22 protein-coding genes are annotated in these 22,941 nt (G+C 65.8%); 16 read left to right on the forward strand and 6 right to left on the reverse strand.

The features are described 5' to 3' along the window. Window positions 1-45 precede the first annotated feature (45 nt). From FB598_RS04165 to FB598_RS04200, 8 genes are all read left to right on the forward strand, one after another. On the forward strand, window positions 46-963 hold the full coding sequence (locus tag FB598_RS04165; RefSeq protein ID WP_141913112.1) for an ABC transporter permease: 918 nt from the start codon (window positions 46-48) through the stop codon (window positions 961-963). Window positions 964-991: 28 nt separating this feature from the next. Then, window positions 992-1,909 carry an ABC transporter permease gene (locus tag FB598_RS04170; protein ID WP_141913113.1) on the forward strand — a complete coding sequence of 306 codons (918 nt, stop codon included), beginning with the start codon at window positions 992-994 and terminating at the stop codon, window positions 1,907-1,909. Between the two features lie 30 nt (window positions 1,910-1,939). Further along, window positions 1,940-2,950 (forward strand): ABC transporter ATP-binding protein, encoded by a 1,011-nt coding sequence (locus tag FB598_RS04175; RefSeq protein WP_141913114.1) that lies wholly within the window; start codon window positions 1,940-1,942, stop codon window positions 2,948-2,950. Then, a complete protein-coding gene (locus tag FB598_RS04180; RefSeq protein WP_141913115.1) occupies window positions 2,947-3,813 on the forward strand; it encodes an ATP-binding cassette domain-containing protein in 867 nt (288 codons plus the stop codon). Before FB598_RS04175 ends, FB598_RS04180 begins: the two co-directional genes overlap by 4 nt. Window positions 3,814-3,933: 120 nt before the next feature. Then, the gene (locus tag FB598_RS04185) at window positions 3,934-5,343 is read left to right on the forward strand and encodes a M20 family metallopeptidase (protein ID WP_141913116.1); all 1,410 of its coding nucleotides are present in this window, start codon (window positions 3,934-3,936) and stop codon (window positions 5,341-5,343) included. Window positions 5,344-5,373: 30 nt separating this feature from the next. Further along, entirely contained in the window at window positions 5,374-6,585 is a 1,212-nt protein-coding gene (locus FB598_RS04190) for a M20 aminoacylase family protein (RefSeq protein WP_183405812.1), read from the forward strand. Between the two features lie 266 nt (window positions 6,586-6,851). Continuing rightward, on the forward strand, window positions 6,852-7,520 hold the full coding sequence (locus tag FB598_RS04195; RefSeq protein ID WP_141913117.1) for a DUF2026 family protein: 669 nt from the start codon (window positions 6,852-6,854) through the stop codon (window positions 7,518-7,520). Between the two features lie 950 nt (window positions 7,521-8,470). Beyond that, a complete protein-coding gene (locus FB598_RS04200; RefSeq protein WP_141913118.1) occupies window positions 8,471-8,680 on the forward strand; it encodes a hypothetical protein in 210 nt (69 codons plus the stop codon). Window positions 8,681-9,005: 325 nt separating this feature from the next. Here FB598_RS04200 and FB598_RS04205 read toward each other — a convergent pair whose 3' ends face one another. The 4 genes from FB598_RS04205 to FB598_RS04220 all read right to left on the reverse strand — a co-directional run bounded on the left by FB598_RS04205 (window position 9,006) and on the right by FB598_RS04220 (window position 12,529). Then, window positions 9,006-9,776, reverse strand: a complete 771-nt coding sequence (locus FB598_RS04205) for a DUF3299 domain-containing protein (protein WP_141913119.1) — start codon at window positions 9,774-9,776, stop codon at window positions 9,006-9,008. A 13-nt stretch (window positions 9,777-9,789) separates the two neighbouring features. Next, complete coding sequence (locus tag FB598_RS04210) at window positions 9,790-11,058, reverse strand: FtsX-like permease family protein (RefSeq protein WP_141913120.1); 1,269 nt, start codon at window positions 11,056-11,058, stop codon at window positions 9,790-9,792. Further along, on the reverse strand, window positions 11,055-11,783 hold the full coding sequence (locus FB598_RS04215) for an ABC transporter ATP-binding protein (protein ID WP_141913121.1): 729 nt from the start codon (window positions 11,781-11,783) through the stop codon (window positions 11,055-11,057). The genes FB598_RS04210 and FB598_RS04215 overlap by 4 nt, the downstream gene beginning before the upstream one ends. A 125-nt stretch (window positions 11,784-11,908) precedes the next feature. After that, window positions 11,909-12,529: a DUF2796 domain-containing protein gene (locus tag FB598_RS04220; RefSeq protein WP_141913122.1), complete on the reverse strand. Its 621-nt coding sequence runs from the start codon at window positions 12,527-12,529 to the stop codon at window positions 11,909-11,911. Between the two features lie 222 nt (window positions 12,530-12,751). On the opposite strand from FB598_RS04220, the gene FB598_RS20870 reads away from it, so the two are divergent. From FB598_RS20870 to FB598_RS04240, 5 genes are all read left to right on the forward strand, one after another. Then, on the forward strand, window positions 12,752-12,883 hold the full coding sequence (locus FB598_RS20870) for a hypothetical protein (RefSeq protein ID WP_255463971.1): 132 nt from the start codon (window positions 12,752-12,754) through the stop codon (window positions 12,881-12,883). Window position 12,884: 1 nt separating this feature from the next. After that, on the forward strand, window positions 12,885-13,733 hold the full coding sequence (locus tag FB598_RS04225) for a metal ABC transporter ATP-binding protein (protein WP_141913123.1): 849 nt from the start codon (window positions 12,885-12,887) through the stop codon (window positions 13,731-13,733). Then, window positions 13,730-14,620 carry a metal ABC transporter permease gene (locus FB598_RS04230; RefSeq protein ID WP_141913124.1) on the forward strand — a complete coding sequence of 297 codons (891 nt, stop codon included), beginning with the start codon at window positions 13,730-13,732 and terminating at the stop codon, window positions 14,618-14,620. The genes FB598_RS04225 and FB598_RS04230 overlap by 4 nt, the downstream gene beginning before the upstream one ends. A 30-nt stretch (window positions 14,621-14,650) precedes the next feature. Next, window positions 14,651-15,592, forward strand: coding sequence for a metal ABC transporter solute-binding protein, Zn/Mn family (locus tag FB598_RS04235; protein ID WP_141913125.1), 942 nt, complete (start codon window positions 14,651-14,653; stop codon window positions 15,590-15,592). Window positions 15,593-15,712: 120 nt separating this feature from the next. Further along, the gene (locus tag FB598_RS04240) at window positions 15,713-16,030 is read left to right on the forward strand and encodes a putative quinol monooxygenase (protein ID WP_141913126.1); all 318 of its coding nucleotides are present in this window, start codon (window positions 15,713-15,715) and stop codon (window positions 16,028-16,030) included. A 54-nt stretch (window positions 16,031-16,084) separates the two neighbouring features. Here FB598_RS04240 and FB598_RS04245 read toward each other — a convergent pair whose 3' ends face one another. Then, the gene (locus tag FB598_RS04245) at window positions 16,085-17,023 is read right to left on the reverse strand and encodes a LysR substrate-binding domain-containing protein (RefSeq protein ID WP_141913127.1); all 939 of its coding nucleotides are present in this window, start codon (window positions 17,021-17,023) and stop codon (window positions 16,085-16,087) included. 103 nt (window positions 17,024-17,126) lie between these two features. Between FB598_RS04245 and FB598_RS04250 the strand changes: the two genes are divergently transcribed. From FB598_RS04250 to FB598_RS04260, 3 genes are all read left to right on the forward strand, one after another. After that, complete coding sequence (locus FB598_RS04250; RefSeq protein WP_141913128.1) at window positions 17,127-17,381, forward strand: hypothetical protein; 255 nt, start codon at window positions 17,127-17,129, stop codon at window positions 17,379-17,381. Between the two features lie 549 nt (window positions 17,382-17,930). Next, window positions 17,931-19,934, forward strand: coding sequence for a methyl-accepting chemotaxis protein (locus FB598_RS04255; protein ID WP_141913129.1), 2,004 nt, complete (start codon window positions 17,931-17,933; stop codon window positions 19,932-19,934). Window positions 19,935-20,111: 177 nt separating this feature from the next. Next, complete coding sequence (locus FB598_RS04260) at window positions 20,112-21,980, forward strand: methyl-accepting chemotaxis protein (RefSeq protein ID WP_183405813.1); 1,869 nt, start codon at window positions 20,112-20,114, stop codon at window positions 21,978-21,980. A gap of 26 nt (window positions 21,981-22,006) precedes the next feature. On the opposite strand, the gene FB598_RS04265 is transcribed toward FB598_RS04260, so the two are convergent. Further along, entirely contained in the window at window positions 22,007-22,807 is an 801-nt protein-coding gene (locus tag FB598_RS04265; RefSeq protein WP_141913131.1) for a uracil-DNA glycosylase, read from the reverse strand. Between the last annotated feature and the right edge of the window lie 134 nt (window positions 22,808-22,941).

A 22,941-nucleotide genomic window follows, 5' to 3' on the forward strand; every position in this document is an offset into this window, starting at 1 on the left:
CGCCTGCCGCGCAGCCACGATCTTCCTGATGAAGGGAACGCCGCCATGTTGATATTCATCCTGCGCCGTCTGGCCATCGCCCTGTGCGTGGCGCTGACGGTATCCATCGTCAGTTTCTCGCTGCTGCACATGTCGGGCGACCTGGCCACCGCCATTGCCGGGCCCGAATCCAGCGCCGCCCAGGTCGAGCAGATCCGCGTGCAGTTCGGGCTGGACCGGCCGATGGCCACGCAGTACGTGGACTGGCTGGCCAAGGCGGTGCGGCTGGACTTCGGCAACTCCTTCTATTTCAACGGCCCGGTGATGGAGATGATCGCCGAACGCCTGCCGATCACCTTCAAGCTGGGCGGCAGTGCCTTGCTGCTGGCGATCCTGGTGGCCATTCCGCTGGGCGTGCTGGCGGCCATCTACCGCGACACCTGGCTGGATCGCGCGGCGCTGCTGGTGGCGGTGGTGGGGCAGGCCATGCCCAGTTTCTGGTTCGGCCTGACGCTGATCCTGGTGTTTGCCGTCACGCTGCACTGGCTGCCGGTGGCGGGCAATGAAAGCTGGCAGCACTTCATCCTGCCGGCGGTGGCATTGGGCTACTACGCCATGCCGGCGATGATGCGCCTGACCCGCTCCGGCATGCTGGAAGTGCTGGGCTCGGACTACATCCGCACCGCCCGCGCCAAGGGCCTGTCCAAATCCCGGGTGGTATTCAAGCATGCGCTGCGCAACGCGGTCATCCCGGTGGTGGCGCTGGCGGCGGTGGAACTGGGCTTCATGCTGGGCGGCTCGGTGGTGATCGAATCGGTCTACTCGATGCAGGGCCTGGGCCAGCTGGCCTGGGACGCCATCTCGCGCAACGACTATCCGGTGGTGCAGGCGGTGGTGCTGATCATCGCCATGTTCTACATCGGCCTGACCTTCCTGGCCGACATCATCAATGCGCTGCTCGATCCGCGCATCCGCACCCGCTGAACTTGCTGATTCCGCTCAAGGAGCCGACATGACGACCACATCCTCCACCCTGGCGCCGGGCGCGTTGCTGCAGGGCGCATTGAAACCGGCGCCGGCCTGGCGCCGCAAGCTCAACCGCTTCCTCGGCCATCGCGGCCTGACGCTGGGCGCGGTGGTGCTGCTCCTGATCGTGCTGGCGGCGATCTGCGCACCGCTCCTGGCGCCGCATGACCCGTTCAACCAGGATGTCTCGGCGCGGCTGATCCCGCCGGTGTGGAACGCACAGGGCAGTTGGGAGCACATCCTCGGCACCGACAAGCTGGGTCGCGATTACCTGTCGCGGCTGATCTACGGCGCCCGCGTGTCGCTGACGATCGGCATCGCCGCCGCGCTCATCTCGGGCCTGATCGGCACCACGCTGGGGGTGCTGGCCGGTTACTTCGGCGGCCGCACCGACGCCGTCATCAGCTACCTGATCACCACCCGCCTGGCCATGCCGGTGGTGCTGGTGGCGCTGGCGATGGCGTCGCTGGTGGGCGGTTCGCTCAAGGTGGTGATCATCCTGCTGGGCCTGTTGCTGTGGGACCGTTTCGCGGTGGTCACGCGCTCGGCCACGCAGCAGATCCGCGACGCCGAATTCATCGCCGCGGCCAAGTCCATCGGCGCTTCCACGCCCTATATCCTGGCGCGCGAAATCCTGCCCAACATCATGGGCGTGTTGATCGTGGTGGCGACGCTGGAGATGGCCCACGCGATCCTGCTGGAAGCGACCCTTTCCTTCCTCGGCCTGGGCGTGCAACCGCCTACCCCGTCGTGGGGCCTGATGGTCGCGGAAGGCAAGTCCTACATGTTCTTCAAGCCCTGGGTGATCGTCATTCCCGGCCTGGCGCTGGCGGTGCTGGTGCTGGCCATCAACCTGGTGGGCGACGGCATCCGCGACATCAATGCGCCCGATGGCCGCAACTGAGCCGTACCGATCGCAGTCAAGGAGAAAGCCATGAGCATATTGCTGGATGTGAAAAACCTGAAGGTCGACCTGCCCACCGAAAACGGCACGCTGCATGCGGTGCGCGGCATCGACTTCCAGGTGCGGCGCGGCGAGATGCTGTGCCTGGTCGGCGAATCGGGCTGCGGCAAGTCGATGACTTCGCTGGCGCTGATGGGCTTGTTGCCGCGCCGCGCGCAGTGCAGCGCCGACCATATCCTGTTCGACGGCGCCGACTTGAACGGCATGCCCGAGCAGCAACGAATGCAGCTGCGCGGCAAGCGCATGGCGATGATCTTCCAGGAGCCGATGACCTCGCTCAATCCAGCCTATACGCTGGGCAACCAGCTGTGCGAAGCGATGCTGCAACAGCCGCGCGTCACCCGCGCCGAGGCGCGCGAGCGGGCGATCTACCTGTTGCATCGCACCGGCATCGCCAATGCCGAAGACCGGTTGCGCCAGTATCCGCACCAATTGTCCGGCGGCCTGCGCCAGCGCGTGATGATCGCCATGTCGCTCATGTGCGGCCCCGACCTGATCATCGCCGACGAACCGACCACCGCGCTGGACGTGACCATCCAGGCGCAGATCCTGCGCATGATCCGTGAGCTGCAGCAAGAGTTCGGCACGGCGGTGGTCTTCATTACGCACGACCTCGGCGTGGTTTCGCGCATCGCCGACCGCGTGGCGGTGATGTATGCGGGGCAGGTGGTGGAGACTGCCGATGTCGGCCAATTGTTCGAGAACCCGCGCCACCCGTACACGCGCGGCCTGCTCAATTGCATTCCGGTGCGCGGCAAGACGCTGCCGGGCAGCCGCCTGCAGGCCATTCCCGGCGTGGTGCCCAGCCTGGTCGGCAACGTCACCGGCTGCGCCTTCCGCAACCGCTGTACGCTGGCCGACGCCGGCTGCGAGGCCGAGCCGCCGATGGCGGCGCGCGGCAGCGACGGCCATCCGCATTCCGCGCGCTGCCACAAGCCGGATGCGCTGATGCAAACCGAACCGATGGAGGTGCTGGCATGAACATGGGCGATCTGGGAAAACTGTTGCCGGACCAAGCGCCGGCCCCCGGCGGCGACATCGCGCTGGAATTGTGCGCACTGTCGAAGGTGTACCAATTGAAGCGCGGCATGTTCAAGGCGCCGGTGGCGTTGAAGGCGGTCAACGACGTGTCGCTGCGCCTGTACCGCGGCGAGACGCTGGGGCTGGTGGGCGAGTCCGGCTGCGGCAAGAGCACCCTGGCCAAGATGCTGCTGGGCCTGCTGGAGCCGACCTCGGGCAATGTGCTGGTCAACGGCCAGGAGGTAGACCCGACCAGGCGCCGCGACAATGCGCGCCATATCCAGCCGATCTTCCAGGACCCGTATTCGTCGCTCAACCCGCGCAAGACCGTGGCGCAGATCGTCGGCCTGCCGCTGAAGCTGCATGGCATCGGCGACGCCGCCGGGCAGGAGAAGGCGGTGCGCCGGATCCTCGACCTGGTGGGCATGCCCGAGCGCACCTACGGACAGTATCCGAACCAGCTGTCCGGCGGCCAGCGCCAGCGCGTGGCGATCGCGCGCGCGCTGATCCTGCGGCCCGACATCCTGATCTGCGACGAGCCGACCTCGGCGCTGGATGTGTCGGTACAGGCGCAGATCCTGAACCTGCTGCTGGACCTGAAGGCCGAGTTCGGGCTCACCTATCTGTTCATCAGCCATGACCTGGGTGTGGTGGAGCACCTGGTGGACCGGGTGGCGGTGATGAACCAGGGCTGCATCGTCGAACTGCAGACGCGCGAGAAGATTTTCAGCGATGCCCAGCATCCCTATACGCGCATGCTGCTGGCGTCGGCGTTTACCCCCGAGCCGGGCCGCGGCATCCCCGAGCTGGCCGCGGCGGCCTGAACGACGCCATCGCAACCGAACGGAATGCACGACGCCGAAGCGGGCAGGCCGCCTGCCGCCGCCGCGGATGAATGAATTGAATCAGACCCAGAACCAGACTTAGCTTAGAGGAGAAGCAGCATGAGCAGAGCACAAGCCATCGCCGGCGTGGAGGCGTATTTCGATGACGGCCGTTTCATGGAAACGATGCAAAAGCGCGTGGCCATCCGCACCGAGAGCCAGGAGCCGGCCAGCCGTCCCATCCTGTACGACTATCTCAACCAGGAGATGGCGCCTTACCTGCAGGGCCTGGGCTTTACCTGCGAGGTGGTGGAGAACCCGCTGCCTGGCGGCAGCCCGTTCCTCATCGCCGAACGCCTGGAGGAAGCGGCGGCGTTCACGCTGCTGACCTACGGCCATGGCGATGTCGTGCGCGGCTACGACCAGCAATGGCGCGCCGGCCTGTCGCCCTGGGAAATCGTGGTCGACGGCGACCGCTGGTATGGTCGCGGCACCGCCGACAACAAGGCGCAGCACACGATCAACCTGGCCGCGCTGGAAGAGGTCATCAAGGCGCGCGGCGGCAAGCTGGGCTACAACGTCAAGGTGATCCTGGAGATGGGCGAGGAAACCGGCTCGCCCGGCCTGAACGCCGTGTGCCAGGCATATGCCGGGCGCCTCAAGGCGGATGTCTTCATCGCCTCCGACGGGCCGCGCGTGAACGCGCCTACGCCGACCATGTTCCTCGGCTCGCGCGGCGGCTGCAACTTCGACCTCACGGTCAACCTGCGCGACGGCGGCCACCATTCCGGCAATTGGGGCGGCTTGCTGCGCAATCCGGGCGTGCGCCTGGCCAATGCCATCGCTTGCCTGGTCGATGGCCGCGGCCGCATCCGCGTGCCCAGCCTGCTGCCGGAATCGTTGCCGCAGAGCGTGCGCAACGCGCTGGCCGAGGTCAAGGTCGGCGGCGGCCCTAGCGATCCCGAGGTCGATGCCGAATGGGGCGAGCCCGGCATGACGCCGGCCGAGCGCGTATTCGGCTGGAACACGCTGGAGGTGCTGGCCTTCAAGACCGGCAATCCGGAAGCGCCGGTCAACGCCATTCCCGGCCGCGCCAGCGCGCATTGCCAGATCCGTTTCGTGGTCGGCAGCGACGACCGCAACTTCATCGCCAACATTCGCGCCCATCTCGACGCGCATGGCTACGACGACGTGGCGGTGACATTGTCGGGCGTGCAGTTCGCCGCCACACGCCTCGATCCGGACGACGAATGGGTGCGCTGGGGGCTGGCTTCGATGCAGGAGACCAGCGGCAAGAAGCCCACGCTGCTGCCCAACCTGGGCGGTTCGCTGCCCAACGATGTGTTTTCCGAAACGCTGGGGCTGCCGACGCTGTGGGTGCCGCACTCGTATCCGGCCTGCTCGCAGCACGCACCCAACGAGCATATACTGGCCAGCGTTTCGCGCGAGTCGCTGCAGGTGATGGCAGGCCTGTTCTGGGACCTGGCAGAGCAAGGCAGGCAAGTCATGGCGCGCCGCGCGGTTGCATGACAGAGTTCCAGCATCCATCGGAGAACGAGATTGACTGACGCCAATGCCACCCAGGCCGCCAAGGCCTATTGCCGGATCGACGACCTGGACGACATCCGGGAAGACATCGTCGGCATCCGCCGCCATATCCACCAGCATCCCGAGCTTTCCTTCCAGGAGGCGGATACCGCGGCGCTGGTGGCCGCACGGCTGGAAGAGTGGGGGTACGCGGTCACGCGCAACATCGGCGGCAACGGCCTGGTGGGCACGTTGCGCGTCGGCGGCAGCCCGCGCAGCATCGGCTTGCGGGCCGACATGGATGCCTTGCCCATTACCGAGCAGACGGGGCTGGCGTATGCCAGCCGCACCCATGGCGCCATGCATGCCTGCGGCCATGACGGACATACCGCCATGCTGCTGGGGGCGGCGCGCCAGCTGGCGCGCACGCGCAATTTCGACGGCACGCTGCACCTGATCTTCCAGCCGGCCGAGGAGGCGGGTTTCGACAGCGGCGCCCAGAAGATGCTGGAAGACCGCCTGTTCGAACGTTTCCCCTGCGACGCCGTGTTCGGCATCCACAATCATCCGGGCGTGGCGGCCGGCACCTTCATGTTCCGCAGCGGGCCGTTCATGGCGGCGTGCGATACGGTCAAGATCAAGCTCGTCGGGAAAGGGAGCCACGCCGCGCGCCCGCACTTGTCGGTCGATCCGGTGGTGACGGCGGCCAGCCTGGTGATGGCGTTGCAGACGGTGGTCTCGCGCAATGTCGACCCGATGGAAACGGCGGTGGTCACCGTCGGCTCGCTGCATGCCGGGAATGCGTCCAACGTGATCCCGGAGTACGCGACCCTGGAGCTCAGCGTGCGCTCCTTCAAGCCTGAAGTGCGCGAGCTGCTGGAAACGCGCATCCGGGCGCTGGTCGAGACGCATGCCGCCAGCTACGGCGCGCACGCCGAGATCGATTACCTGCGCGGCTATCCGGTGCTGGTCAACAGCGATGCCGAGACCGAGTTCGCGCGCAACGTGGCGTTGGAACTGGTGGGCGAAGAGAACGTGATCGCGCCGTTCGGCCCGATCGCCGGCAGCGAGGATTTCGCCTATTTCCTGCAGCAGCGCCCCGGTTGCTTCCTGCGGGTAGGGAACGGCCAGGGCCGGCCGATGCTGCATAACGCCCACTATGACTTCAACGACGAGAACATCCCGGTCGGCGCCGCCTATTGGACCCGGCTGGTGGAGCGCTGGCTGGCGGGCCAGCCGGGCTGAACGGCAGGGAAGCCGCGCCGGCGCCGCTTATGCCGCCGGCGCATAAGCGCATGACGAATGCTTTGTTTCGGATTGGAAGCGGTTTCGATATAGTGAATCCGTCTCCTCAATAACCTCTTGGACTTGGACATTGAGTTTGAACCCGCCACGCGCAAGCCTGGCGGGTTTTCTTTTGGCGCGTCCGGTTTCCAGGTTTTCCCGCTGTGCCGCGGGGCCCGTGGAAGCCGCCGGGGCTTGCCCGTTCTTTTCCATGAGAAAATGGCGGCATGCAAAATTCATCTCCATCTGCGCAGAACCTGCGCCCATTGATCCCGTTGGCCGATTACCAGCGTATTTTCCGTGTCGTGCATTCCGTACTTCAAAGCGTCGAGGCGGACATTCCCGCCGCAAGTTTTTTCTTCAGCGTCACCGCGGCGCAGATGCTGAAGAAGTTTTACAAGCGCAATGCGTTTCCCGTGGCGGGCGCAGCGTTCTACCTGATCAACCAGGAGAGCGGCGGCGCGCTCTCCTTCGGCGTGCTGGGCGAGGATGCGCAGTCTGTCTCCAGCAACCATGACGCATTCCATGCCTGGGTCCAATGCGACGGTTACGCGATCGATTTCATGGCGCCGGTATTTCAGGAGCTGCTCGCTGCGGCGGGTCATGCGCTACCGGTGCCGCGCCGCATGTTCCAGAAGGATCTCGGGCGCATGAGCGCGTCGGCCACGGCGTTGGCGGCGCCGGGCGACTTTTTCCTGCATCCCGATCTGGCGCTGACGCGCGAGTTGCTGCAGCAGTTCATGGCCAAGAAAGCGCTGACCAACCTGTCGCAAGTATGCGTGGACTGGTACCGCAAGCCGCCCAAGGCGATGCCGGACGATCTCGCGCTGCAAGGCGGCGATGGCGAGGTTGCGCGCATCCGGCTCAATCCCGTGGCGGTCGAGGGCGTCTGGTAGGCATTGCCCGGGGCGCTTGCAGGAGGAGAGAGGGAAGTGCTGAAGACAGAAGACGGAAGGCAGGGCCTCCGGAGGGAGGGTGTGCTGGACGAGTGTCCAACACACCGTGCGATCATGCATATCGGTTGCATGTACCGCACTAGAACCAGCAGGATAGCCGCGCTGTGTGACGGCAGGATGACATGCCGGCACGGCGATAAAAAATAATCCGATCCGCTGCTTCGTGGCGCGATGTCATTCTGGTGTCATACGCCGTCGTTATTATCCTCCCTGTCTCCTCTGTACCTGTTGCAGATGTTTCGCCTGCGATGCGAGCGCATCGCAGGCTATTTTTTTCCACGGGTCTTGCGCCCGTCATCGAATCCGATTTTTGCTGCAGAGCTTCACGCCAACGCCGGAAGTGGCGTCGTAACCCGGCAGTACGCACACGTGTTGGAAGCTGCGATCCTCCCTTCCCGGCAGGTGAAAGCCTGATCCGGTCACGCGGCGCGGGGTGCGTCCCCACCTGTTCACGATCTTGTCGTGGGTCGTGAACGGGTGACGCTCCGCAGTATTTCTCCCGCCCTTTTTCTCCCCTGTTCCGTATTGCCGGTTCCTGCCCAACATTGCGCGGAAAATGGAATCTCTTTTCTTTTCAATGGCTTGGGCTACTTGTCAAAATCTTTTCCACAGGCTTACTCCCAAAAAGTGTGGATATCTTTGCCTTGCAGCGGATGGGGGATACCATTTTGCCCGGGTCTTGCACGGATGGATGCGATGGCCGCCGTTTTGCCGCACTTTGCTACGGAAATTGAAATCCCTTTTCAATCAATGGCTTAATCTGCTTGCTCAAGGGTTTTCCACAGGCTTGCCACCAAAATGTGTGGATAAGCAGGGGCTTGTGCACAAGCACCCCGCATCGCTCAGGCAGTGGGGATAAGTCATGTGGCAACGATGATGTTTGGCGGGCGATGGCAATTGTCGCCAGCCGCCATCGGCCAGTCCCAGCCCTTGCCCGGTATGCGATTGCGGCCAATGCAGGCAATCTGCGGCGCATCGGTCCGGCAGCGCTGCGGTGCATGAATGCTCCACAATGCGACGATGCCGGGATTTCCTTTTATTTCAATGACTTGGGCGGCTTTTCAAAAGCATATCCACAGGCTTGTACCCAAAATCTGTGAATAAGCGCCGCTCACAAAATACCGCTGGCTGCGTTGCGCCTTGCCAGCGGCGTTTTGTTAGCGGCGCTAAGTGGCAATGAAAGGTAGGCGGAGCGGGTAATGCCGTTCAGTTAAGGCCAATTCACAGAGTCCGTTCGGGCTGAGTAGGCCCGCCAGGGCCGTATCGAAGCCAGCGCGCCAGCATCAGCGGCCTCGCCTGCCCTTCGATACGCTGCTGCGCAGCTACTCAGGGCGAACGGCGTCTGGACTCCACAAACCTCCACAAACACAAATGCCGTTCAGCGTTTAACTGAACGGCATTAGGGCGGAGCGGGGAAGTGCCGGCTCAGCCGTTATCGGGCGCGGTATAAGGCTCGACCTTGACGGCCGTCATGCTGTAGCCGGCGGCGCCCATGGACGAGTCGGAGCGCTCGACCTTGACCACGCCGCTGATCCACACCGCATCCATGGTGCGCACGTTCTTGACGGCCTTGCTGCTCTTGACGTGGATGATCTGGTTGGCCGGCGGCGGCGGCACGTGGATGCAGGCGCCGAAGTAGGGCACCAGCAGGAATTCCTTGAGCGCCTCCCCTTCGCGGTCGAGCGAGACGACGAAGCCCGGCAGGCGCACCGCCGCGCCTTCCATCGACGGATCGACCGGCGCGTCCTTCCAGTACTTCTTGGCTTTCCACAGCGCGGCGGCGGCGCGCGGGTCGTTGTCGTCCAGCTGGTCCAGCTTGAGGCCCTTGAACGGCGCCATGGCATCCCAGTCCTTGGGGATCAGGCTTTCCCAGGCGATCTCGCGGTAGCCTCCGACCACCTTGCCGGAAGCCTGGTAGGGCTGGTCGGTGACGCTGGCGCTTTGCTTGAGGTGGTCGCCGACCTGGTACTGGCCACCGGATGCGGCGCCGACGCCGGCGACCGTACTGCCGGCGTCGGCGCGTGCGGTGACGGCGGGTACCGCGCCGGCCAACGGCGCGCCTGCGGTTGGCGGTATTGTCGTGGCGGCGGCCAGCGGGGCCGGGGAGGCGTTGCCGGAATGCGCGGCCAGGCGTACCCCGGTGCCGATCAGCAAGCCGGCGGCGGCGATACCACCTATCCAATAGAGAGTTTTCATGTCGATGGCAGGTTCAGATTCTGGGCGTCAGGCCGTCGGACAGGCTCAGCCTGTAGGCGCGCAGGCCCGGCAGCAGGCTGGCCGCGAAACCGGCGATAACCGTCCAGAGCAGCAATTGTAATTCGCCTGCGGACGGCCATGCAGGCTGCAGCGCGATGCCGAACTGCGCCGCCAGCGTCGGCCCCAGCGCCAGCAGCAGGATGGTGAGCAGCAATACGCCCGCCACTACCCCGGCCAGCATCACGCCCAGGCCTTCGATGGACAGCAGGATAAAGACGTCCCAGGGACGCGCGCCGACCGAACGCAGGATGGCCAGCTCGCGGCGGCGCTCGCCCAGGCTGGCCAGGATGGCGGCCACCAGCCCGGCCAGCCCGACCACCACCACCATACCCGACACCACCAGCAGCGCGTTTTCGCCGATGCCGACCACGTCCCACAACTGGTCCAGCGCGACGCCGGGCAGCACGGCCATCAGCGGTTCCCTGAAGCCTTCGCCGTCGGCGATGTCGCGCTGCACGGCGAACACGCGCGCACGGCTTTTCAGGCCGACCAGCACGGCGGTGATGCTCTTGGGGGTGAGGTCGAATTTCTTGACCAGCGCCGGCGCGATGTGCAGGCCGGGCAGCGGGGCGCCGCCTTCCCAGTCGAGATGGATGGCTTCCATCGCGTCCAGGCCGATGTGCACCGTACGGTCCACCGGCGTGCCGGTGCGCGCCAGGATGCCGGTGACCACGAAGGGTTTGTCGGCGTGCTGGGCCAGGTGGGCGCTGCCGATGCCGTGCGCCAGCACGATGCGGTCGCCAGGTTTGTAATGCAGCCGGTCGGCGACTTCGGCGCCGAGCACGGTCTCGAACACGTCGGCGAAAGGCCGGCCCTGCGCCAGTTGCAGCGCTTTTCCGTCGCCGTAATGGAAGTGCCGGAAGTAGTCGCCATTGGTGGCCAGCACCGGGAAACCGCGATGCGAGTCGCCCAGCGAAATCGGGATGGTCCAGGCCACGGCCGGGTTGCGCGCCAGCGCCTGGGCGCTGTCCCAGCCCATGTTGTTGGTGGCGCCGCCGATGCGGAAGATCGCATACAGCATCAGCTGGATGGGGCTGGTGCGCGCGCCGACCACCAGATCGGTGCCGGACACCGATTGCGAGAATCCGGCGCGCACGTCATGGCGCACGCGTTCGATGCCCAGCAGCATGGTGGTGGAAAGGGCGATGGCCAGCAGCATCAGGCCCAGCGTGAAACGGCGGTTCCACGCGCTCTTCGCGGCCAGGCGCAGCAGCGTCTTCATGCCGACTCCTCGATGCTGGCGGCGCGGTTGATCTGCTCCAGCGCGATGCGCCGGTGGAAGCGTTCGGCCAGGCGCTGGTCGTGGCTGACGAACACCAGCGCCGCGCCGCCGTGGGCGCATTCGCCCTGCAGCAGGTCGAGGAAGGCTTGCTGGCGGTCGCTGTCCAGCGCCGAGGTCGGTTCGTCGGCGACGATGATCTCGGGCCGGCCGATCAGCGCGCGCGCCGCCGCCACGCGCTGCTGCTGGCCGATCGACAACTGGGTGACCGGGCGCGCCCACAAGGCGGGCGCCAGGTCCAGCGATGCCAGCAGCGAGTGCGCCGCTTCCCGCAAGCTGCCGCCTTGCAGCAAGGCGCGGCCCTTGCGGTAGATCGAGAACCGGCAGGGCAGCAGCACGTTGTCGGTGACGGACAGATAAGGCAGCAGGTTGAATTGCTGGAAGATGAAGCCGATATGGTCCACCCGGAAACGGTCGCGCCGTGCGGCGGCCAGGCCTTGCAAGGCCTGGCCCAGCACTTCCACGCTGCCCGCCTGCGGCGCGATGATGCCGCCAATGGTGGCCAGCAATGTGCTTTTGCCGCTGCCGCTGGGGCCGCTGACGAAGATGTGCTCGCGCGCCTCCACCCGCAATTCATCCAGAGCCAGCGCGGGATGCGGCTGGCCGGGCCAGGTGAAGCTGAGGTCGCGCAAATGGATGGCGGGCGGGGCGGGTTGCGGCGGGTTCATGTCAGCGGTGTATCGGGGAAACGGGACGCAATGAGGGGCAGGAGGCCGCGGCGGCTGGGGCGATGATACCCCCGCCTGCTGTCAACGGCCTGACTGGCTCCCTGTATCGGGATCAATTATCGGGATCAATTGAGGGGAATGGCGGCATTGCCCGGCGTCAGCTGGAAAGCGGCCTGTTTCTTGGGCGTGGCCAGCTGGACGTCGATGCGCTGGAAGCCGGGGAAGGCGCGCAACAGGCCGCTGGCATCCACCGTGTTGAGCGCGCCGGGGCTGGCGCAGACCAGCGTGAAGTCGCCATCGAGGTCGGCATGGCCGTCATTGGGCGCAGCGGCCTGGGCGGCGCCCGATGCCGTTTTTTCGCCCAGCAGGGCCGGCGGCAGCACGGCGGATTGAAGCTGGATCTCGGCCGGTTTGCATTGCGCGGCGGCGTCGGTGGCGAACATGCGGCCGGCATCGCGCAGCGCCTTGGCCATCGCCTGCACGGTTTCCTTGTCGCGGGCGGAGGTGGCGGCGTGTTCGAAGCCGACCAGGTTGACCAGCGGCGTATCCAGGTGCAGCGTCAAGGTATTGCCTTCCAGCGCCACATCCAGCTTGCCCACGCCATGCTCGTGGGCAGGATGGTTGCCATGATGGCCGGCGCTGTCGGTGCTGTTGGCGCTGTTGGCCGCGAAGGACGGCAAGCTCAGCAGTGAAGCCGCGATCAGCGCGGTTGCGATAGCGGAAAAGGTGAGGGGCAGTCGGGACATGGATCGGCTTTCGTTGGTGTGGACGCCAGGGCGTTGCTTGCGCCCAGCATTTTGGGCCCGCCTGGCGGAAAAATTCAGTCTTGTTACATTCTGCAACAGGGTTGCATTATAATTCGTGCTTTCCCATTCTTTGCAACTCGGCTCGGGACGTCGCGTTTTCCGCGCTTCCCACGTCTTCCGGCGATGCCGCCGTTTGCATCCTTCTTAGTCAGGTTATCTGCCGTGTCGGTTCTTTCTCGTTTGTTGATGAAGCAAGGCGTGCTCGCCAGCCCTTGGTGGCAGCGCGTGCTGGCGGTGCTGCCCATCTGCCTGCTGCTGTGGCTGGGCGTGCTGTGGGCGCTGGGGGAGGGTTGACATGTCTGCCGTCATTTCCCTTGAAAACCTGACCGTCAGCTACCGGCGGCATCCGGCCTTGCACCACGTCAGCGGCGCTTTCGCGCGCGGTTCGCTGACCGCGGTGGTGGGCCCCAACGGCGCCGGCAAGAGCACCTTGCTCAAAAGCATGCTGGGCCTGGTCCGTTGCAACGGCGGCCGGGTGGTCACGCATGTGGACACGCGCCGCATCGCCTACCTGCCGCAGCAGGCCGAGATCGATCGCAGTTTTCCGATTTCGGTGCTGGATTGCGTGTTGCTGGGCTATTGGCCGGGCCGGGGCAACTGGCGCGGCATCGACGCCGGCATGGCGGCGCGCGCGACCCAGGCGCTGTCGGCGGTGGGGCTGGACGGTTTTGCCTCCCGCGCCGTCTCCAGCCTGTCGGTCGGGCAATTCCAGCGTGTGCTGTTCGCCCGCATCCTGCTGCAGGATGCCGAGGTGATCCTGCTGGATGAACCGTTCAACGCCATCGACACCCGCACCACCAGCGATTTGCTGCGCATCATTGCCGCCTGGCATGCGGAGCAGCGCACGGTGATCGCGGTGCTGCACGACTACGACCAGGTGCGGCGCTCCTTCCCGCAGACGCTGCTGCTGGCGCGCAACGTGGTGGCCTGGGGCGACACCGCCGAGGTGCTGTGCGACGACAACCTGATGCGCGCCCGCGCCATGGCCGAGGCGGTGGATGAGCACGCGCCGGTGTGCGAAGTCAGGGAGGACGACCTGCTGGCCCTGTCCTTGTCCTCTTCGCGCGCGCATGTGCATGGGCCCGGCAGCCATCCGGGCCATCAGCATGAGCATGGCGCGGCCGGGAAGGGCGGCCTGCAATGACGTTGTGGTCGGCTTTCCATCAATTCGCCATCGAGCCTTTCCAGGAATTCTCCTTCATGCGCCGCGCGCTGGTGGCGGCATTCGCGCTGGCGCTGGGCAGCGCGCCGCTGGGCGTGCTGCTGACGCTGCGCCGCATGAGCCTGTTCGGCGAGGCGCTGAGCCACGCGGTGTTGCCGGGCGTGGCGGTGGGTTTCATCTTCTTCGGCCTGTCGCTGCCGGCGTTGTCGATCGGCGGTTTCGCCGCCGGCGTGCTGGTGGTGGCGGTGGCCGGCTGGATCAGCCGCCATACCGAGATCAAGGAAGACGCCAGCCTGGCCGCCATCTACGTGGTGGCGCTGGCGCTGGGCGTGATCCTGATCTCGCGCCACGGCACCCAGCTCGACCTGCTGCATATCCTGTTCGGCAACGTGCTGGGCGTGGATAGCGAAGGCCTGCTGCTGATCGCCGGCGTCGCCAGCGCCAGCGTGCTGCTGATCGCAGCGCTCTACCGCGGCCTGCTGCTGGAGAGTTTCGACCCCGGCTTCATGTCGGTCGGGCGCGGCAACGGCCGCGGCGGCGAGGTGTACCAGCAGGCGTTCCTGATGCTGGTGGTGTTGAACCTGGTGGCCTCGTTCCAGACCCTGGGCACGCTGATGGCGGTCGGCCTGATGATGCTGCCGGCGGTGTCGGCGCGGCTGTGGCACGACACCTTGCCGGCCCAGCTGTGCAACAGCGTGCTGCAGGCCGCCGTGGCCGGCTATGCGGGGCTGCTGATTTCGTATTACGCCTCGGTGCCGTCCGGCCCGGTGATCATCGTCTGCGCCGGCGTCCTGTACGCGCTCTCGCTGTTGTTTGCGCCGCGCGGTTGGTTGCCGCGCCTGTTGAAGCGCCCGCACCTGCGGGGCTGAATCTTTCCTTCGCTTGTTCCCGGAGTCCGCATGAACTTTCTTCGTCCTTTTTCTGTGTTGCTGGCCGCGCTGGCGTTGACGGCGAGCCTGCCGGCAAGCGCCGCCGAGCGTATTCCCGTGGTGGCCAGTTTCAGCATCCTGGGCGATATCGTCGCCAATGTCGGCGGCGACCGTATCGCCGTCACCACCCTGGTCGGCCCGGATGAGGACGCCCACGTGTTCCAGCCGGCCCCGGACGACATCAAGGCGGTGTCGCGCGCCAGGCTGGTGGTGGTCAATGGCCTGGGCTTCGAGGGCTGGATCGAGCGCCTGGCGCAGTCGGCCAATTATCGCGGCGCCATTGTTACCGCCTCGGCCGGCATCAGCGCGCGCGAGCGGGCGGGCGACGATGACCACGATGAGCATGGCCACCATGACCACGACGCACATAGCCACCATGGCAAGGACGACCCGCACGCCTGGCAGGACCCGCAGAACGTGATCGTCTACACGCGCAACATCGCCGCCGCGCTGGCCAGGCTGGACCCGGCCGGCGCCGACATTTACCGCAAGAACGGCGAGGCCTATGTCGGCAAGCTGCAGGAGCTGGACCGCTGGGCCATCCAGCAGTTTGCGCAGATTCCCGACGCCAAGCGCCGCGTGATCACCTCGCACGATGCCTTCGAATATTTCGGCGCGCATTACAAGGTGCGTTTCCTGGCCGCGCAGGGCGTGTCCACCGACAGCGAGCCCAGCGCGAAGGAAGTGGCGGCGCTGATCCGCCAGATCCGCACCCAGAAGATCAAGGCCTTGTTCTTCGAAAACATGAGCAATCCGAAACTGCTGCAGCAGATCGCGCGCGAAGCGGGCGTCACGCCCGGCGGCAAGCTGTATGCCGATGCCTTGTCCAGGCCTGGTGGGCCGGCACCGGATTATCTGGCGCTGATGCGTTACAACATCGGTCAATTGCTGGACAAGATCCGGCTGAACTGAGCGCGGGCGCCTTGCCGCCACCCCTTCCGGGGGCAAGGCGTCTCGCCGGCTGAATGTTAACAGGCGCTAAATCGCGTATGCTTGTCGTCCCAATTTGAATCCAATCAGGAGAAGACAAGCATGAGCATCATCACCGTCGTGGCCATCATCACCGCCAAGCCCGGCAAGCGCGAAGAGCTGCTGAAGATCGCCCGCGCCAACCTCGCCGCCGTGCGCGCCGAAGCCGGTTGCATCGAATACGGCCTGACGGTCGACGTGGATGGCTTCGGCCCCAACCAGGCGCCGATGGGCCCTGACACCTTTGCCTTCATCGAGAAGTGGGCCAGCGAAGACGCGCTGCGCCTGCACTTTACGTTGCCGCACATGCTCGACTACCGTGACAAGGCCAAGGACCTGATCGCCGAGCGCGCAGTGCATGTGCTGAAATCGGCCGACTGATCGATGCCGCACCCGCGGCCCTGGCGCAAGTCGGGGCCGGGGCCTCGGCTTGTCTCAATGCTCGCCGGGGAAATCCGCCGGATGCGTGCGTAGCGGGTCGAACGCGCTAGCCTGTCCCATCTGCATCAGCCATGTGATGAACGTCTTGAGCGCCGGGTTGGCATCGGCGGCGCTGCGGTACATCATGTGGAACCCCTCCCCATGCAGCACCACTTCCGGAAACAGTTGCACCAGGCGCCCGTGCGCCAGGTCGTCGTCGACCAGGGCCAGCGTGCCCATGGCCACGCCAAGGTCGGTGGCGGCGGCCTGCAGGCTGAGGAAGAAGTGTTCGTAGACGGTGCCCGGCATTTTCCTGCGGACCGCCACGCCGGCCTTGCTCAGCCATTGCGACCAGGCCAGCGAGCGGCTGGAGAGGTGGATCAGCGACACTTCCACCAGGTCGCGCGGCGTCTTGACCGGGTGCAGTTCCAGGAAATGCGGCGAGGCCAGCGGCGCCGAGACGTCGTCCAGGAAACGCACGCATTCATAGCCGCTGCGCTCCAGCGGGCTGCGCCACAGGATCACGTCGAACGGGTCCTTCACATCCTCGAAGTGCTCCGACATGGTGGTGGTCACGCGTACTTCGATGCGCGGGTTGTCGATCTGGAACTGCGACAGGCGCGGGATCAGCCAGCGCATCGCCACTGAGGGCGCAGCGATGAGGCGTACCACGCGGCTCTTGCCGGCCAGCGTCAGCTGTTCGGCCGCCAGCGCGATGCGATCCAGGCTGGCCTTGACCTCGCCATAGAAGGCCAGCGCCGCCTCTGTTGGCTCCACGCCACGCGACTGGCGCAAAAACAACGGTTGGCCGAAGTATTCCTCCAGGGTCTTGATCTGCTGGCTGACCGCGCTGTGGGTGATGAAAAGCTCCTGGGCCGCCAGCGTCAGGCTCCGCGTCCGGACTGCCGCTTCGAATACTTTGAGGGTTTTCAGCGGGGGCAGGGAGGAAGGCATGATGTTAGAAAAACTTATATTGGTGTCGGAAAATGTTGCTTTGCAAAAGACGGGAGCGACCCTACTCTTCAACTATCGAAACGTTTAACAGTGAGTGAAGGCCATGTCTACCGTTAGTATATTTGTAAAAGATGCCGGTTTTTCTAACAATTTGCGCGCCCTGGTCGAACTGGCCAAGTTCGCCGTCCAGCGCGTCATCGCCGCCCACGCACTGCAACCGGTGCGCAACGATGCCTCCGAACTGCACGACGCAGCCTATTTCGACGGCGTGGAAGACCATGTCGAGCTGGAAAACCGCCTGCGCCAACTGGAAAACGGCCACCTGCAAGCCGTATGGAAGCTGCAATCGCAGATCTGAGGCAAGCCCGCAGGACCGGATGTACCGGAGTGCCGCCGCGCCATCGAGGCCGGCAAGCCAGGCATGAAGCCGCAAGCCAGGCATGAAATCACATGCTGCAAGCTGTCGGACCCGCCAGCCGCGACGCTATAGAAAAGAGACCGGCTCCATATCTTCCGATGGATGGAGCCGCGGACGAACCGGATCGATATCCCGTCCGAACCCGCAGATGCCAGCAGGCGCAAGCAGCCCTTGACGCCGCATCCCCTATCGGTATCCCGCCATAACCCCGCTGACGCGGGGTTTGTTGTTTTCTCCCTCCCGTATCGTGTCGTATGACCGTATTGCTGCATCGCCATTGTTGCGATGCAGCCTCGGTTCGCAATGACATTGAAATAAGCCGCTGCTATATTGGTTCGCAGGAAGGATCGCCGTGCGAGCCGATGTTGCCGAGGGGAATCGCGCAACATTGCCGCGCGGAGCGCCGGTCATGGCGGCGGCAACCGCGTGCAGGCGTCGACTACACATCAGATGTTCCATTGTCTTGCATCGTCATCCAAGGGGAAAGCCATGCTGTCGTCGTTACGCGCACGTTTGATCGTGATCTGTGTCCTGATCGTGGCGGTCGCCATGATCGTCCTTTCCGCCGCCAACATCTTTACCGTGCGGCGCGATACCCTGGCGGCATTGCAGGCCCAGACCGCCCAACTGACCGACAGTCACGCCGCCAACATCGCCGAATGGGTGCGCAGCAAGCGCACCATCACCGCTTCCATGAAACAGGCGCTCAAGCAGGAGGACGTGCTGCCCATCGTCGCCGCGGCGATGGAAGCGGGCGCCTTCGACGACGCCTACATCGGCTATCCCGACAAGCGCATGCTGGCGCTGCATCCCATGCCGCCCGGCTACGACCCGACCTCACGGCCCTGGTACCAGCAGGCGGTGAACGCCGGCAAGCCGGTGCTGACCGCGCCGTATGTGGATGCGACCACCGGCAAGCTGGTGGTGACCTTTGCCGAAGCCGTGGGCGGCAAGGACAACCTGCAGGCAGTGGTCGGCTCCGATGTGCAGCTCGACAACGTGGTGCGCAACGTCGCCGGCATCAAGCCTACGCCGGGCAGCTTCGCCTTCATCGTCGGCAAGGACGGCACGATCGTCACCCATCCCAACAAGGAGCTGGCGCTGAAGCCGGTATCCGCGCTCGACCAGAACCTGAGCGCGCAATCGCTGGCGTCCACCGGCCAAGGCGGCGAGGCCAGCATCGGCGGCGCCCGCTACCTGCTGTTCGTGCGGCCCATCGAGGGGACCGACTGGTCGCTGGCCGTGGCGCTCGACTACGTCGAGGCCACCCAGTCGATCCGCGCGCTGATGACCATGTCGCTCGTGCTGGCGGTACTGGCCATTGCGGCGGCGGCGGCGCTGCTGACGCTGACCATCACCGGCATGTTGCGCCGGCTGGGCGTGGTGCGCGATGTGATGGAAGATATCGCCTCCGGCGAGGGCGACCTGACGCGCCGCCTGGATACCCAGGGGCGCGACGAGCTGTCGCAGATCTCGGGCGCCTTCAATCGCTTTGCCGACAAGATTTCGACGACCCTGCTGGAAATCCGCCGCGCCAGCGAATCGGTGAAAACATCGTCCGGCGAGATCGCCTCCGGCAACCTCGATCTCTCCGGGCGCACCGAACAGCAGGCCGGTTCGCTGGAGGAGACCGCCTCGGCCATGGAGCAACTGACCTCCACCGTCAAGCAGAACGCCGATAACGCCCGCCAGGCCAACCAGCTGGCGGTGTCGGCCTCGGAAGTGGCGGTGCAGGGCGGGGAAGTGGTGGGGAAGGTGGTCGACACCATGAGCTCGATCAACGATTCTTCGCGCAAGATCGTCGACATTATCAGCGTGATCGACGGCATCGCATTCCAGACCAATATCCTGGCGTTGAATGCCGCGGTGGAAGCGGCGCGCGCCGGCGAACAGGGCAGGGGCTTCGCGGTGGTGGCGTCGGAGGTGCGTTCGCTGGCCCAGCGCAGCGCCACCGCCGCCAAGGAAATCAAGGGGCTGATCGACGATTCCGTGCACAAGGTCGAAGTCGGCAGCGCCCTGGTGCACCAGGCCGGCAACACCATGACCGAAGTGGTGGCCAGCGTGCGCCGGGTGACCGATATCGTCGGCGAGATCAGCGCCGCCAGCCAGGAACAGAGTTCGGGGATCGCCGAGATAGGCCGCGCCGTCACGCAGATGGACGAGGCCACCCAGCAGAATGCGGCGCTGGTGGAGCAGGCTGCGGCCGCCGCCCAGTCGCTGCAGGAGCAGGCGGCGCATCTGGCCGGTGTGGTGGCCGGATTCAAGCTGGACGAAAGCCACCTGCAGGCCGCCGTCCCGTTGTCGCGGCCGGCGGCGCCGGCGCGTCCGGTTCCGACCCCGGCTGCGGTGGCGGTGGCGGGGCCGCAGAAGCCGGCCATCGCCAAGCCGGCGACGGCGGCGGCGTTGCCTGCGGCCAAGGCCGCCGCGCCCCGGGCCGCAGCGGCGCCGGCCAAGCCGAAGTCGGACGAAGGCGACAACTGGGAAGAATTCTGACGCCCGGGCGGCGCAAGCACATAACCCGGCCTGGCGCCGGGTTTCATTTTATTGGCGGGGATTCTTCGTGGGCAATATGATTGAAGCTGGCGCCCCGGCGAAGGCGGTGGAACGGCTTTTGCAGGCTTGATGCCGGCATTGCCGGAGGGCGGCGATTTTTATAAGAGGGGGAAAGTCATGGTGTTCAAGCTCAGGCTGCAGACACAGTTGCTGGCGCTGGCCGCAGTGCCGATGCTGGGATTCCTGTTGCTGTGCGCGCATGCCGTGCATGAGGCCGCCAAGACCGTCGGGCATATGCAGGTGGTCGAGGCCGAGGTGCGGCAGATCGGTTCGTATGATGCCCTGATCGGGGTCTTGCAAGTCGAACGCGGCCGCAGCAATGGCTGGTTGGGCGCGGCCCAGGACGGCGGCGCTGCGGCCGACGAGGCGCAGCGCGCGGTGGCTGTTGCCCGCCAGCAGACCGGGCGGGTCCTGAACCAGGCCGGGGTGGACGAAACCTCGCAGCTGCGGCAAAAGCTGCAGCAACTGCGAAGCGATATCGATGGGCGCGCGTTGGCGGCGGGAGCGCTGTTCGAGCGCTACAGCGGCCTGATCCAGGATGTCATGGGGCGTGCCGGCAACCTGATGCGCGGCATGCGGGTACCCGAGCTGACCGACATGGTGCTGGCATCGCAAGCCTTGACCAGCCTGACCGAGGAAGCGGCGCGCGAGCGCGGGCTGCTCAATGGCGCCATCAGTGCCGGCGCCTATGCCGATGACCAGCGCGACCGGGTCCTCGCCGCCGGCAGCAACCAGGCCAGGGATGCGCGGCAACTGTTGATGTTCGCCGCGCCCGAGATGCGCGACCGCTACCAGGCGGTGCAGGATGCGCCGCCGGCGCGCCGCTTGCAGCAATTGCGGGAGGCCGCATTGCGCGGCCAGTTCGATGGCCTCGATGCGCAAGCGTGGTTCGATGTGGCCAGCCGCCACATCGATGCCCTGCAACAGCTGCAGGCGGCCCAGCTCGAGGCGATCGGCGCGCAGGCCGGGGCGCTGCTGCGGCAGGCCGAACGCACGATGTGGATGCTGGCGGCGGGCGCGCTTGGAGCCATGCTGCTGACGGCGGGGCTGCTGCTGGCTATCAGCCTGCGCATCCTGCGCCGGGTCGGCGGCGACCTCGACCAGGTGGCCGAGATCGCCAAGCGGGTGGCGCGCGGGGAACTGGCGCCGGCCGGCAGCGTGCGCAAGGGCGACTGCAGCAGCATCCTGGCGGCCATGCATCACATGTCCGGCACGCTGTCGCATGTCGTTGGCCAATTGCAGGCACGGGCCGGCGCCTTGAGCACGGTTGCCGGGCAATTGCACGACGCTTCCCTGGCGATCGCCAATGCCACCCAGGAACAGGCGGCCAGCATCGAGGAAACCTCCACCGCCATGCGCACCGTCAGCGAGGCGATCTACCAGAACAATGAGCATTCGGCGCAAACCGCCAGGATCGCCGAGAAATCCAGCGCCGAGGCGCAGCAAGGATGCCATGCGGTATCGTCCACGGTGGCGGCCATGCGCGACGTCGCGGCATCGGTGCGCTATATCGACGATATCGCCTATCGCACCAATCTGCTGGCCTTGAATGCGGGTATCGAGGCCGGGCGTGCCGGGGTAGAAGGAAAGGGATTCGCGGTGATCGCCGCGGAGGTGCGCAAGCTGGCCGAACATTCGCAGGGGGCCGCGCAGGATGTGTCGGCCCTCACAGGGAACAGCCTGCAGACGGCGGAACAGGCCGGCGAATTATTGAACCAGCTGGTGCCGTCGATCCGCCATACGGCCGAACTGGTGGCGCGCATCAGCAGCACATCGCAGCAGCAGGCGCGCGACCTGGCGCAGATCAATATCGCCGTCGAGCAGTTTTCCGGTTCGCTGCAATACAACGCCGACACATCGAACCGCTTGTCTGCCAGCGCGCAGCAGATGCGGGAGCAGGCCTATGGCTTGCTGGAACTGGTGCAGTTCTTCCGGGCCGCGCCGGGGGCGGAGCCGGGCGCAGCGGCGCCATCGCTGCAGGGCTGAACGAGTCGGGCTGGTCGCCAGCGCGCTCAGGCGCGCCGGGCCAGCAGGCGCATGTCGCCAAACAATCGTTGCATGCCGCTGTGTTCGATGAAGCTCAGGTTGTAGGGATGTTCGGCCACCGCGCGCGGGAAGGCTTGGACCAGCGGCAGGCTGTGCAATTGTTCGGCGATCTTGCCCCACAACACCAGCGTCGGCAGCGCCGTGCCGCGCGCCGCGGCGTGTTGGGCGAGGCTGCGCAGCACGGTCTCGAAGAAGGGTTTCCAGGCGCGGGCATCCTTGGCGGGCGCCACGTGTTCGCGAAACACCAGGCTGGCGTTGAGCAGCAGGAAGCCCTGCGCCTCCAGGTTGGATTGCAGGTCGGCCAGGGTCTGGATCGTGCCTTGCGGGTCGGCCTGGGCCCGGGCGGCAATGCCGGCCAGCGCGTCGCCGCTGGTATTGCCGGCCTGCAGCGCGCCGTCGGCCACCAGCAGCATCTTCATGAAATTGCGCAATGACGTGGCGCGGTTGACCTGCTTGGACAAGCCCTTGTCCGACCAGAGCGAACCCACCGCGCCATCCATGAAGCACACCCCGGTGGCGCTGGCCGCGCGCGGATAGGGGCCTTCGCCTACCAGCACATAGTTCACTTTATCCATGGGCTGCCTGAAGGCGGCGAAGATGCGGCCTTCGGTGGGCAGGTAGCGGTCTTGCGCCAGTACGCCGAGGTAGGCCGGGTCGGCCTGGGCGATCGCCTCCAGCCCTTCGCGCAGCGTGGAGTGCCAGGAGGGATCGGCGGTCTGGATCAGGCCCAGCAGGTCGGCGGGCAGGGCGGGGGAGGGCGTGGTCATGGATCTTTTGTGTTGATGTAGGCGGCCGGTTCGGGAAAGTGGCGGCATTTTATACCGCCTTCGGTGGCGCGCCTTCGATACGCGCCTGCGGCGCTACTCAGGACGAACGGTAGCCAATCCGGCAAGCCTCGCAT

The sequence above is a fragment of the Herbaspirillum sp. SJZ106 genome (assembly GCF_006715495.1).
GTDB lineage: Bacteria > Pseudomonadota > Gammaproteobacteria > Burkholderiales > Burkholderiaceae_D > Herbaspirillum.

Bases quoted from the DNA above. Each gene is read 5' to 3' on its own strand.
- FB598_RS04255 (WP_141913129.1), top strand. From the start codon at position 17,931: ATGCTGTCGTCGTTACGCGCACGTTTGATCGTGATCTGTGTCCTGATC.
- FB598_RS04185 (WP_141913116.1), top strand. From the start codon at position 3,934: ATGAGCAGAGCACAAGCCATCGCCGGCGTGGAGGCGTATTTCGATGAC.
- FB598_RS04230 (WP_141913124.1), top strand. From the start codon at position 13,730: ATGACGTTGTGGTCGGCTTTCCATCAATTCGCCATCGAGCCTTTCCAG.
- FB598_RS04220 (WP_141913122.1), bottom strand. From the start codon at position 12,529: ATGTCCCGACTGCCCCTCACCTTTTCCGCTATCGCAACCGCGCTGATC.
- FB598_RS04260 (WP_183405813.1), top strand. From the start codon at position 20,112: ATGGTGTTCAAGCTCAGGCTGCAGACACAGTTGCTGGCGCTGGCCGCA.
- FB598_RS04265 (WP_141913131.1), bottom strand. From the start codon at position 22,807: ATGACCACGCCCTCCCCCGCCCTGCCCGCCGACCTGCTGGGCCTGATC.
- FB598_RS04200 (WP_141913118.1), top strand. From the start codon at position 8,471: ATGGCAATTGTCGCCAGCCGCCATCGGCCAGTCCCAGCCCTTGCCCGG.
- FB598_RS04250 (WP_141913128.1), top strand. From the start codon at position 17,127: ATGTCTACCGTTAGTATATTTGTAAAAGATGCCGGTTTTTCTAACAAT.
- FB598_RS04240 (WP_141913126.1), top strand. From the start codon at position 15,713: ATGAGCATCATCACCGTCGTGGCCATCATCACCGCCAAGCCCGGCAAG.
- FB598_RS04245 (WP_141913127.1), bottom strand. From the start codon at position 17,023: ATGCCTTCCTCCCTGCCCCCGCTGAAAACCCTCAAAGTATTCGAAGCG.
- FB598_RS04195 (WP_141913117.1), top strand. From the start codon at position 6,852: ATGCAAAATTCATCTCCATCTGCGCAGAACCTGCGCCCATTGATCCCG.
- FB598_RS04175 (WP_141913114.1), top strand. From the start codon at position 1,940: ATGAGCATATTGCTGGATGTGAAAAACCTGAAGGTCGACCTGCCCACC.
- FB598_RS04215 (WP_141913121.1), bottom strand. From the start codon at position 11,783: ATGAACCCGCCGCAACCCGCCCCGCCCGCCATCCATTTGCGCGACCTC.
- FB598_RS04210 (WP_141913120.1), bottom strand. From the start codon at position 11,058: ATGAAGACGCTGCTGCGCCTGGCCGCGAAGAGCGCGTGGAACCGCCGT.
- FB598_RS04205 (WP_141913119.1), bottom strand. From the start codon at position 9,776: ATGAAAACTCTCTATTGGATAGGTGGTATCGCCGCCGCCGGCTTGCTG.
- FB598_RS04180 (WP_141913115.1), top strand. From the start codon at position 2,947: ATGAACATGGGCGATCTGGGAAAACTGTTGCCGGACCAAGCGCCGGCC.
- FB598_RS04225 (WP_141913123.1), top strand. From the start codon at position 12,885: ATGTCTGCCGTCATTTCCCTTGAAAACCTGACCGTCAGCTACCGGCGG.
- FB598_RS04165 (WP_141913112.1), top strand. From the start codon at position 46: ATGTTGATATTCATCCTGCGCCGTCTGGCCATCGCCCTGTGCGTGGCG.
- FB598_RS04235 (WP_141913125.1), top strand. From the start codon at position 14,651: ATGAACTTTCTTCGTCCTTTTTCTGTGTTGCTGGCCGCGCTGGCGTTG.
- FB598_RS04170 (WP_141913113.1), top strand. From the start codon at position 992: ATGACGACCACATCCTCCACCCTGGCGCCGGGCGCGTTGCTGCAGGGC.